This is a genomic window from Flavobacterium sp. LB2P53, assembly GCF_003970305.1.
Lineage (GTDB): Bacteria > Bacteroidota > Bacteroidia > Flavobacteriales > Flavobacteriaceae > Flavobacterium.
In genome coordinates this window covers 106,434-118,693 of sequence record NZ_RYDG01000001.1, presented here as the reverse complement: position 1 = coordinate 118,693, position 12,260 = coordinate 106,434, and the positions used below count along the sequence as shown (strand labels likewise).

Sequence of the window (12,260 nt, the reverse complement as noted above, 5' to 3'; positions counted from 1 at the left end):
TAAAAACTATGATGAATAATAGAAATAATAACAATAAAGATAAAAACCCTGTAAAAAGGTTTAATAAAATCTCCATAGGACTTGCTTCTCCTGAATCGATCTTGAAAGAATCAAGAGGTGAAGTATTGAAACCTGAAACTATCAATTATAGAACGCACAAACCGGAGCGTGATGGTCTTTTCTGTGAACGTATTTTTGGACCAGTAAAAGATTTTGAATGTGCTTGTGGTAAGTATAAAAGAATTCGCTACAAAGGAATCATCTGTGACCGTTGTGGTGTAGAAGTAACGGAGAAAAAAGTACGTAGAGACAGAGTAGGTCACATCAATCTGGTTGTGCCTATTGCTCATATCTGGTATTTCCGTTCTCTTCCAAACAAAATTGGTTATATCCTTGGACTTCCATCTAAGAAATTAGATATGATTATTTACTACGAAAGATACGTAGTAATCCAAGCAGGTATCGCTAAAAATGCAGAAGGTGAATCAGTACAAAGATTAGACTTTTTGACAGAAGAAGAATATTTAAATATTTTAGATACGCTTCCTGCTGACAACCAATATCTTGATGATTTTGATCCTAATAAATTTGTTGCCAAAATGGGAGCAGAATGTATTATGGACTTATTGGCAAGAATTGATTTAGATCAATTGTCTTACCAATTAAGACACAATGCTAACAATGAAACGTCTAAACAACGTAAAACGGAAGCATTAAAAAGATTACAAGTTGTGGAATCTTTCCGTGAGTCTAACTTGAACCGTGAGAACCGTCCGGAATGGATGATTATGAAAGTGGTACCCGTTATTCCACCAGAATTACGTCCGCTTGTGCCACTTGATGGAGGTCGTTTTGCAACTTCAGATTTGAATGATTTATACCGTCGTGTAATTATACGTAACAACCGTTTGAAAAGATTAATGGAGATTAAAGCTCCAGAAGTTATTTTAAGAAACGAGAAACGTATGTTGCAGGAATCGGTAGATTCACTTTTTGACAATACGCGTAAAGCATCTGCAGTAAAAACAGAATCAAACCGTCCATTGAAATCACTTTCGGATTCCCTAAAAGGAAAACAAGGTCGTTTCCGTCAAAACTTACTAGGTAAACGTGTGGATTATTCTGCTCGTTCGGTAATTGTTGTTGGACCAGAATTGAAATTGTCTGAATGTGGTATCCCTAAAGATATGGCAGCTGAATTATACAAACCTTTCGTTATCCGTAAATTGATAGAAAGAGGAATTGTAAAAACGGTTAAATCAGCTAAGAAAATAATAGATAAGAAAGAGCCTGTAGTTTGGGATATCCTTGAAAATGTGATCAAAGGGCACCCAATATTACTGAATCGTGCTCCTACTTTGCACCGTTTAGGTATCCAAGCATTCCAACCAAAATTAATTGAAGGAAAAGCAATCCAATTGCACCCTTTAGTATGTACTGCATTTAATGCGGATTTTGATGGGGATCAAATGGCAGTTCACTTGCCATTAGGACCTGAAGCTATTTTGGAAGCGCAACTATTAATGTTGGGTTCTCACAATATCTTGAATCCTGCAAATGGTGCTCCAATTACGGTACCTTCTCAGGATATGGTTTTGGGTCTGTATTATATGACCAAAGAACGTTTATCTACTCCTGAGCTTAAAATTTTAGGTGAAGGGATCACTTTTTATTCTGCGGAAGAAGTAAATATTGCTTTGAATGAAGGCAGATTAGAATTGAATGCTTCAGTGAAAATTAGAGCAAAACATTTTAATGAAGCAGGAGAATTAGTTTTCCAAATTATTAAAACTACTGCAGGCCGTGTATTATTTAATGAAGTAGTACCAGAAGCTGCAGGATATATCAATGATGTATTGACTAAGAAAAACCTTAGAGATATTATCGGACACGTTTTAAGCGCTACCGATGTACCTACAACTGCGGTCTTCTTAGATAATATGAAAGACATGGGATACAAATTTGCCTTCAAAGGTGGTTTGTCATTCTCTCTTGGTGATATTAGAATTCCGGATCAAAAACCTAAATTAATTGCAGATGCCAGAGAACAAGTTCAAGGTATTTCTGCTAATTATAATATGGGTTTGATTACTAATAACGAACGGTACAACCAAGTTATTGATGTATGGACTTCTGCGAATGCACAATTGACAGAGCTTGCAATGAAAAACATTAGAGAAGACCAACAAGGTTTCAACTCGGTGTATATGATGCTTGATTCTGGAGCAAGGGGTTCCAAAGAACAAATTCGTCAGTTAACCGGTATGCGTGGTTTGATGGCTAAGCCAAAAAAATCTACTGCTGGTGGTGGTGAAATTATTGAAAACCCTATTCTTTCTAACTTTAAAGAAGGTCTTTCTATCCTTGAGTATTTTATTTCTACTCACGGTGCGCGTAAAGGTCTTGCGGATACGGCTTTGAAAACAGCCGATGCAGGATATTTAACAAGAAGATTGCATGATGTATCCCAAGATGTTATTGTAAACATCGAAGACTGTGGTACATTAAGAGGTGTTGAAGTTTCAGCATTGAAGAAAAATGAAGAAATTGTAGAATCACTTGGAGAAAGAATTTTAGGGCGTGTCGCTTTACAAGACTTAATCAACCCTTTGACCAGTGAGATTTTAGTTCATTCTGGGGAGCAAATCACAGAGGTTATCATGAAAGCAATTGATGCTTCTCCTATCGAGAAAGTAGAAGTGCGTTCTCCGTTAACTTGTGAAGCACTAAAAGGTATTTGTGCCAAATGTTACGGTAGAAATCTTGCTACCGGAAAAATGACACAAAGAGGGGAAGCTGTTGGTGTAATTGCAGCACAATCTATTGGAGAACCTGGAACACAGTTAACATTACGTACTTTCCACGTTGGAGGGGTTGCGGGTGGTATTTCTGAAGAGTCTAGTATCGTTACTAAATTTAACGGTAAACTGGAAATTGAAGATTTAAAAACTGTTAAAGGAGAAGATAGTGAAGGTAATGCAGTGGATATTGTAGTATCTCGTTCTTCTGAATTGAAATTAATCGATGAAAGAACAGGTATTTTATTAAGTACAAATAATATTCCTTACGGTTCAAGTATTTTCGTTAAAGACGGCCAGTCTGTTGTTAAAGGAGATGTGATCTGTAAATGGGATCCTTATAATGGGGTTATCGTATCTGAGTTTACCGGTAAGATTGCTTATGAAGAATTAGAGCAAGGTCAATCATTCATGGTTGAAATTGATGAGCAAACTGGTTTCCAAGAAAAGGTAATTTCTGAATCCAGAGCTAAAAAATTAATTCCTACTTTATTGGTTTACGGTAAAGACAATGAATTGATTCGTTCGTATAACTTACCTGTTGGAGCCCACTTGATGGTTGAAAATGGTGAAAAAATTAAAGCCGGTAAAGTGTTGGTGAAAATTCCGCGTCGTTCTTCTAAATCAGGAGATATTACAGGAGGTTTGCCTAGAATTACTGAGTTGTTAGAAGCTCGTAATCCTTCAAACCCAGCAGTTGTTTCTGAAATTGATGGTGTTGTTTCTTTTGGAAAAATCAAAAGAGGAAACCGTGAGGTAGTTATCGAATCTAAATTTGGTGACATTAGAAAATACTTGGTTAAATTATCAAGCCAAATTCTAGTTCAGGAAAATGACTTTGTAAGAGCAGGTGTACCGTTGTCAGATGGTGCTATTACTCCGGATGATATTTTAAGAATCCAAGGGCCAGCCGCTGTTCAACAGTATTTGGTTAACGAAATTCAAGAAGTATACCGTTTGCAAGGGGTGAAAATTAACGACAAGCACTTTGAAGTAGTAATACGTCAGATGATGCGTAAGGTAAGAGTGCAAGATCCAGGTGACACGTTGTTCTTAGAAGATCAATTAATTCATACAAAAGACTTTATCTTTCAAAATGATAAATTATATGGTATGAAAGTCGTGGAAGATGCTGGCGATTCTGGCGCTTTGAAAGAAGGACAAATTATTACGCCTCGTGAGTTGCGCGATGAAAATTCTCTTTTGAAACGTACCGATAAAAATCTTGTTGTGGCTCGTGATGTCGTTACTGCAACTGCAACACCAGTCTTACAAGGTATTACAAGAGCCTCTCTTCAAACCAAATCATTTATATCAGCGGCTTCTTTCCAAGAAACGACTAAAGTATTGAACGAAGCTGCTGTTGCAGGTAAAATCGATTACTTAGAAGGATTGAAAGAAAATGTAATTGTTGGACATAGAATCCCTGCCGGAACGGGTATGAGAGAATATGACAATACAATTGTAGGTTCAAAAGAAGATTACAACGATATGATGGCTAATAAAGAAGAATATATTTATTAAGTATGAGTAATTCAAATCAACAACAAGAACAAATCAACATTGAGTTGGATGAGAAAATTGCCGAAGGAATTTATTCCAATTTGGCTATAATCAATCATTCGTCTTCTGAATTTGTTTTAGATTTTGTAAGCATCATGCCCGGCATACCTAAGGCTAAGGTAAAAGCAAGAATTGTCTTGACACCACAGCATGCTAAAAGATTGTTGAAAGCAATCGGAGAAAACATTCATCGTTTTGAAGTCGCTCATGGCGAAATAAAAGATACTGAACAAGCCCCGATTCCGCTTAATTTTGGTCCTGCGGGACAAGCATAATATCTTTAAAGGCTCCAGAAATGGAGCCTTTTTTATTTAAGGCTATTTTCTCAGTCTAGAATTATTGATTTCATTTCTGATTCGTGGTGTTAATTAGCTGTTTTTGTATGTAGGTTTTATGAATAAATTAGTATATCCAACCATCAAATCTTTGTTATACAGAACCTATTTGTACTTTGAACGGGTATAATGGCACTTCATCGAAAATATTTCCGACTCATTTATAAATGATATACTTTCGTGTTCGAGATGGAAAAAACACATTCTGTCTATTGTAAAATTGTAAGAGATATGAACTATTTATCTTTAAAAACAACTAAAAATGCAGGAAGTAATCGTTTCCTTTTGCTTGTTTTTATTCTAGTAACAAATATTTCTGTTTTTGCACAAACTGAGAAAAATTTAGTTGATGTGAATACAGTAGTAGTTGGTACAACTACAAAACAAGAGAATGTTTCAACAGTTTCTGCTTCAAATTCTAACAGTATGCATTTTATATTGTGGTTTATGGGTTCAAAACAAGATCCTAATAGCACAATTTCTATAGAAGGAATAAACGCTAAAAAACAAATAATCACATCAGGAGTTGCTCCAAATAGGCTGCTAATCAAGGCTTTCTTGAAAAAAGCGGTAAATTTAGAAAACATGATTGCTTGAGTATAATGCGATTTTAAAACATAAAAAAAACGCTAATTTCTAAAATTAGCGTTTTTTTATGCCTTTATTTTTTATGTCTGTGCTATTCAAGACCACCATTTAATTCCAGTAGGCAGGTGTTTACTTTATATTAAGAATTACTCAAATTCAGAAGTAAAGAATAACTTAACATTTGGATATTTATTTTGTGTCATTTGAATTGTGAAATCAGAATCAGCCAGAAATACTAATTGTCCGTATTTATCATGTGCCAAGAATTTTTGTTTGATTCTTCTGAATTCTTTGAACTCTTCGCTTTTTGGATCGTTTGGTTTTACCCAACATGCTTTGTGTACGGGGAAATTTTCATAGGTACATTTTGCTCCATATTCGTGTTCTAAACGGTATTGGATCACCTCGTATTGTAGGGCTCCAACCGTTCCAATGATTTTTCTGTTGTTCATTTCCAAAGTAAATAACTGCGCCACACCTTCATCCATTAACTGATCGATTCCTTTGTCCAGTTGTTTGGCTTTCATAGGATCAGCATTATTAATATATCGGAAATGTTCCGGGGAGAAACTCGGTATTCCTTTGAAACTCATAATTTCTCCTTCGGTCAATGTATCTCCAATTTTGAAATTTCCTGTATCATGTAAGCCAACAATATCACCTGGATAGGAAATGTCTACAATTTCTTTCTTTTCGGCAAAAAAAGCATTTGGACTCGAAAATTTTAAGTTTTTCTTCTGACGCACGTGGTAATACGGTTTGTTTCTTTCGAAAGTTCCGGATACTATTTTTATAAAGGCCAGACGATCTCTGTGTTTTGGATCCATATTGGCATGGATTTTAAACACAAATCCTGTCATTTTTTCCTCTTTGGGATCTACTAATCGGGTTTCCGAATCTTTTGGTCTTGGTGATGGGGCAATTTGAACAAAACAGTCCAATAATTCTCTAACTCCAAAATTATTCAATGCCGAACCAAAAAATACAGGTTGTAGTTTTCCGTCTAAATAATCCTGACGATCAAATTTAGGATAAACTTCATCAATCAACTCTAGTTCTTCCCGCAAGCTGTCAGCTGGTTTTTGACCGATAATTTTCTCTAATTCCGGATTTTTAACATCGGAAAAAGCAATTGTTTCTTCAATATTTTTACGGCTGTCACCGCTAAATAAGTTGATGTTTTGTTCCCAAAGGTTGTAGATTCCTTGAAAATCATAGCCCATTCCTATTGGGAAACTTAATGGCGTAACTGTTAAACCTAGCTTTTGTTCCACTTCATCCATCAAGTCAAAAGCGTCTTTTCCTTCTCGGTCTAATTTATTGATGAATACGATAATTGGAATTTTTCGCATTCTACAAACGGCCACTAATTTCTCTGTTTGTTCTTCAACACCTTTGGCAACATCAATTACAACAATAACGCTGTCAACAGCTGTTAAGGTTCTAAAAGTGTCCTCCGCAAAATCCTTGTGACCTGGCGTATCGAGAATGTTTATCTTTTTGTCTTTATAATTGAAAGCCAAAACCGAAGTAGAAACCGAAATTCCTCTCTGGCGTTCAATTTCCATAAAGTCACTGGTAGCTCCTTTTTTGATTTTATTGTTTTTTACAGCACCTGCCTCTTGAATCGCACCACCAAAAAGGAGGAGTTTTTCTGTAAGTGTTGTTTTTCCGGCATCAGGATGTGAGATAATCCCAAAAGTTCTTCTGCGTTGTATTTCTTCTAAAAAGCCCATATTTATATCAATAGTGTGCAAAAGTACTATTTATAAATGCCAATTAAAAAAATGTATCCTCTTAATTAATGATGTGGGTTTTGAAAATGGATTTCAGTCGATTTTTTTAAATTTTATTAGATAGCTTATGACGCTATTAGGTATAAAAAAGGCTGTCAAAATAGACAGCCTTTAAAATAGTTTGGGTTACATGTTTGTCGACCAGATGGAATATCCATTTGGGGGACACTGTATTTTGACCCATTTGTCTGCTTGAGTAGTCGGCTGCCAAGTTGAATTACCTGTAAAATCTTTGATTTGAGCATTAGTCCAGTTGGTCTGAATCCATCGTTCTTGCCAAGTGGATGAATTATTGATGTAAACCACTAATCCGGGATTGCCGTTATATCCGTTTCTACGGGCGATGTATTCATCAGTATCAGTATATAAAATAGAGGTGTTGCCAGTAGCTTTATTGTTATGAATCCAAATTAAGTTATTCATTTTCGTTTTATTAAGCCATTCTTCGTAATCTCGGTAAAAAATAGTTGGGTATCCTTCATGCGTTAAGATGTAGGCATACGCTAGCTCTTTTTTCCAAATTTCATCAGTGTCATGGTTGGTGACAAAAGTAACCGCTTTGTGCGGGTTTCTTTTCCACATCATGTCGTCATTCAAAATATTTAGGTTGTTTCCGTCGAAAGCATCGTTCATTTTATAATAGCACGCAAAATCAAAAACGGAACTGTTGGCATTATTCGCCCAATCATTCAGTATGTTTACGTTAGAATCCCATAATTCACCAACGGAGAAACCACCAACGTTTGCATTCCAATCTTTTATGACCCACGGAGCAAAACCTTTTACGTAATCAAATCTCCATCCATCAAATTTCATTGTGTTTTTATAGTATTTCCCTACTCCGTCTGCTCTTTTCCAAAGCCAGTCTTGTACATTTGGTACTACATGGGCTAAATCTGGAAATCCCCCAAAGGAACCTTCGTCATTATTACCGTACGCATTTTTATAGAAATCAGCACTGGTTCTTGGAAATTTTCCAGAAGCAACACCGGTAAAGTTTGTGTAGGTTTGTGTTCCTGTAAAAGGGTTGTTTTCTAATTGTCCGCCACTGTTGTGATTCAGTACCATATCCGCATAAACCTGCATGTTTTCAGAATGTACTTTTGTAATCAGGCTTTCTAATTCAGCACGGGAACCAAATCTGGTTTCTACCGTACCATTTTGATTGAAATTCCCAAAATCAAAATAGTCAGTAGGATCGTAGCCCATAGAAAACGGTCCGTTTTGAGCTTTTGATACCGGAGGAAGCCAGATAGAGCCAATGCCGGCATTTGACCAATCTGTTATTTTTGTATTTACAGTATTCCACCAGTTTCCACCGGCAGGTACATCCCAGTAGAAAGCTTGCATCATTACACCACCTCCGGGATTTGCAACATATCTTCCAGTTGGTATATTAGTTGATGCTCCAGTGCTGAATGGCCGTCCGTCGTGATTAGTGACATTAACCACTTTGAATTGTGTTGCCGTTTCAGTTGGATTGTCTGCCAGATCATCATTTGAATTACAAGAGTACAAGCCAGCAAGTAAAGCGGTCAATAAATAAATTTTGAAATTTGGTTTTTTCATAAAACGATAAATTAAGGTAGTTAATAAATTTGGGACATTTTAATTAAAATCGATTAGGATGTGTATTAAGTCTATAAGATTCATTATGAAAGAATAGATTGCGATTTAAATCATAATTTTATTTAAATCAAAACAAAAAGCATTAAATAATAGTGATAATATATTTTTTAAGTTTATTTTTTAAATAAATATCATTTTTAGCTAATTTATAAAAATTATCAAAGGACTCGTAAAGTAGTGCTTTTAATTTGTAGCGATAACGTTGTAGTGTTGAGAACTTTTTAAATAAGGATCCTTATAATGAGGTTTTTAAAGCTGGATTTTTGTTTTTGAAGTAAAAAGGGTAAAGTTTTATCTTTTAGATTGTTTGAACGGAACAGCAGATGCGCGAGTAAAGAGGTTTCATAATTAGTAAGCGCTGGGAAAAAGAAGAAAATAATTGATTGCCGTTTCGATAGCATAAATGAAGGAATAGGGAGTCCTTTATTTAGGTCTTTAAAAGTCTCTTTTTTAGGATTTAGAAGCGGAAACAAACAGGGAATAATTGGGTGTATAAATTTTTGTTAATAGTAGTACGGAAACTTGTATTATATAATTGAATTGTTATTTTTGTCTCTTTTAAATTAAAAAAAAAGGAAGTAATTTGGAATGCAAATGCAATTCATTTCCTGAAGCTTAAAAGTGTATATTTGGCAAAAATTAATATTGCTTTTACAAGCCATACTTTAAAGTCGGGAATATAAATTCTTCATTATAAAAATAAACTAGAAAAATGCCAATAAAACACATACAAATGAAATTTATTAATAAAATTGTTCTTCCTTTTTTTCTTTTGCTATTTTCAAGTGGCCTTTTACAGGCACAAGAAATCATTAAGGATACTGTAATCGTTCCTATTAAAAAAACGCAATCTACTGGGAAGCAAAAAATTGATGGGGTTATTGGTACCGTAGGAGATTATATTATATTAGATTCGGATATTGACAAGTCATATCTTGAAATTTCTAGTCAGGGAGGTTCTGTAAAAGACATTACAAGATGCCAAATGTTAGGGAAGTTATTAGAAGATAAATTGTATGCGCACCAAGCCATTCAGGATAGTATCGTAGTGACTGATGCCGAAGTAAAAGGTATGATGGAAGAACGATTGAGCTATATGACAGAGCAAATCGGGTCGCTGGAAAAAGTGGTGGAGTATTATAAAAAAGATTCGGAAGAAGAATTCAGAACCTATTTCTCAGATATTCTAAAAGAGAATAAGCTCACGTCAGAAATGCAGAAGAAAATTATTGAAGCAGTAGAAATTACACCGGAAGAAGTTCGTAATTTCTTTAAAAAGATACCTGCCGCTGATCTTCCTTTTTTTGGAGCAGAAATGGAAGTGTCACAAATTATAATTACTCCCAAAGTTTCAGCTGCCGATAAACAAAAGGTAATTGATCGATTGAATTTGTTTAAAAAAGAAATATTAGAAGGATCTAGCTTTTCAACTAAAGCCGTATTGTATTCTCAAGATCCCGGTTCAAGAGCAAATGGAGGCTATTATAAAATGAATAGGAAGACCCCTTTTGTAAAAGAGTTTAAAGAAGTAGCTTTCAGTCTGGCTGAGGGAGAGATATCCGCTCCTTTTGAAACTGATTTTGGGTTTCACATTATTTACATAGAAAAGATAAAAGGACAAGAAGTAGAATTGCGTCACATATTATTGAGTCCAACTGTAACAGAGGAAGCTTTGAATGAAGCTAAAGAAAAAATCACTTTGATCAGAAAAAGAATCGAAGATAAAGAAATTGCTTTTGAGGAAGCAGCAAGAACTTTATCTGACGAGAAAGAAACAAGAGCCAATGGAGGCGCATTGATTAATCCAAAAACGCAGGATACCCGTTTTGAATTGACGAAAATGGACCCCGCTTTTTACAGTCAAGTGTCAAATTTGAAAGAAGGCGAGATTTCACTTCCCATTTTAGACCAAGGTGAAGAAGGTAAAAAGAAATTCAAATTGATTACCGTGACCAATAGAATAGAAGAGCATACTGCTGATTACGCAAATGATTACATCAAAATTAAAGATTTAGCTTTGAAAGACAAGCAAATTACAGCTATTGGAAAATGGTTTGGAGATAAAATTAAAGAAACGTATATCAAAATCATTGGAGAATACAGAGATTGTGCTTTTACAAACAACTGGATAAAGAAATAATTTACCACAAGAACACATTAAGTAATAACCATGGTATAATGTCGTATTTTAAAATCAGGATAAAATCATGTAAAAATCTGATTTAAAGCTGTTTTACTTAAAGTTAATTCTTTTGACTTTACGACTTTTAAACTTTCGACTTACTTATGTGAGAGGAATCGCAAATATTTTTTTTTCAATAAAATAAATAAAAAGAGTTAGTTTTATGATTTCATAACGCTAACTCTTTTTTAATTTTAAATTTTTATAAATGTCAGACGTAGCAGCAATACACAACCTAGTTCAAAAAAGGAATGAGCTGAAAAAGGAAATCGCAAAAATCATAGTGGGACAGGATGCTGTAGTAGATCAAATTTTGCTTTGTATTTTTTCTGGGGGACATGCTTTGTTAGTAGGAGTGCCTGGATTAGCTAAAACATTAATGGTAAATACGCTGGCACAAGCATTAGGTCTTGATTTTAAAAGAATTCAGTTTACACCGGATTTGATGCCCTCTGATATTTTGGGCAGTGAAATATTAGAGGAGAACCGCCAATTTAAATTTATAAAAGGGCCTATTTTTTCTAATATTGTTCTGGCAGATGAGATAAACCGAACACCACCCAAAACGCAGGCAGCCTTGCTGGAAGCCATGCAGGAGCGCGCTGTTACTATTGCTGGGGAGAATTACAAGTTAGCCTTGCCTTATTTTGTTTTGGCCACGCAAAACCCAATAGAACAAGAAGGAACATATCCTTTGCCTGAAGCTCAATTGGATCGGTTTATGTTTGCTATAAAGCTGGAATATCCTTCTTTTGCAGAGGAAGTTCAAGTAGTAAAACGCACGACATCAGACATCAAAAACACGATCAATCCATTGTTTACTGCACAAGAAATTATTGATTTTCAACATTTGATTCGCAGAATTCCCGTGGCTGATAATGTAATTGAATATGCCGTGACATTAGTGAGTAAAACTCGTCCTGAAAATCCATTATCAAATGAGTTTGTAAAAAACTATCTCGATTGGGGAGCGGGGCCCCGAGCATCTCAAAATTTGATTTTGGCAGCCAAAGCCAACGCTGCTTTCAATGGAAAATTTTCGCCGGATATTGAAGATGTGAAAGCGGTAGCCACCGGGATTTTACGCCATCGAATTATTAAAAATTACAAAGCAGATGCCGAAGGAATTACCGAAGAAATGATAATTGCTAAGTTGGTTTGACTTTTTTTTGGTACTCGGTTCTTATTTTTAGACAGGAACTACAACGTTTTCTTAGTTATAATGGTTTTTATGATCTGATACTAGTTAGAATGTAATTAATTCTTTAGGGATTAATCAGTTTATAGTTAAATTTTTTAAAATTATTTAATTATAAAGGGTAAAAATCAGTATTTAGTAATAATATCATTTGAAAAAACCACATCTATT

7 protein-coding genes are annotated in these 12,260 nt (G+C 35.0%); 5 read left to right on the top strand and 2 right to left on the bottom strand.

Translation table 11 applies throughout. The features are described from left to right. Nucleotides 1-8: 8 nt before the first annotated feature. From rpoC to EKL95_RS00500, 3 genes are all read left to right on the top strand, one after another. On the top strand, nucleotides 9-4,322 hold the full coding sequence (rpoC, locus tag EKL95_RS00510) for a DNA-directed RNA polymerase subunit beta' (protein ID WP_126561660.1): 4,314 nt from the start codon (nucleotides 9-11) through the stop codon (nucleotides 4,320-4,322). A gap of 2 nt (nucleotides 4,323-4,324) precedes the next feature. Further along, nucleotides 4,325-4,636 carry a DUF3467 domain-containing protein gene (locus EKL95_RS00505; protein WP_126455867.1) on the top strand — a complete coding sequence of 104 codons (312 nt, stop codon included), beginning with the start codon at nucleotides 4,325-4,327 and terminating at the stop codon, nucleotides 4,634-4,636. Between the two features lie 291 nt (nucleotides 4,637-4,927). Then, the gene (locus tag EKL95_RS00500) at nucleotides 4,928-5,293 is read left to right on the top strand and encodes a hypothetical protein (RefSeq protein ID WP_126561662.1); all 366 of its coding nucleotides are present in this window, start codon (nucleotides 4,928-4,930) and stop codon (nucleotides 5,291-5,293) included. A gap of 137 nt (nucleotides 5,294-5,430) precedes the next feature. Here the strand turns inward: EKL95_RS00500 and EKL95_RS00495 are convergent, their stop codons facing one another. Both EKL95_RS00495 and EKL95_RS00490 read right to left on the bottom strand, forming a co-directional pair. Continuing rightward, complete coding sequence (locus EKL95_RS00495) at nucleotides 5,431-7,020, bottom strand: peptide chain release factor 3 (protein WP_126463130.1); 1,590 nt, start codon at nucleotides 7,018-7,020, stop codon at nucleotides 5,431-5,433. A 186-nt stretch (nucleotides 7,021-7,206) separates the two neighbouring features. After that, entirely contained in the window at nucleotides 7,207-8,649 is a 1,443-nt protein-coding gene (locus EKL95_RS00490) for an alpha-amylase (RefSeq protein WP_126563320.1), read from the bottom strand. A gap of 793 nt (nucleotides 8,650-9,442) precedes the next feature. On the opposite strand from EKL95_RS00490, the gene EKL95_RS00485 reads away from it, so the two are divergent. Both EKL95_RS00485 and EKL95_RS00480 read left to right on the top strand, forming a co-directional pair. Continuing rightward, nucleotides 9,443-10,849, top strand: coding sequence for a peptidylprolyl isomerase (locus EKL95_RS00485; RefSeq protein ID WP_410503647.1), 1,407 nt, complete (start codon nucleotides 9,443-9,445; stop codon nucleotides 10,847-10,849). A gap of 250 nt (nucleotides 10,850-11,099) precedes the next feature. Then, entirely contained in the window at nucleotides 11,100-12,053 is a 954-nt protein-coding gene (locus EKL95_RS00480) for an AAA family ATPase (RefSeq protein ID WP_126463136.1), read from the top strand. The last annotated feature ends 207 nt before the right edge of the window (nucleotides 12,054-12,260 follow it).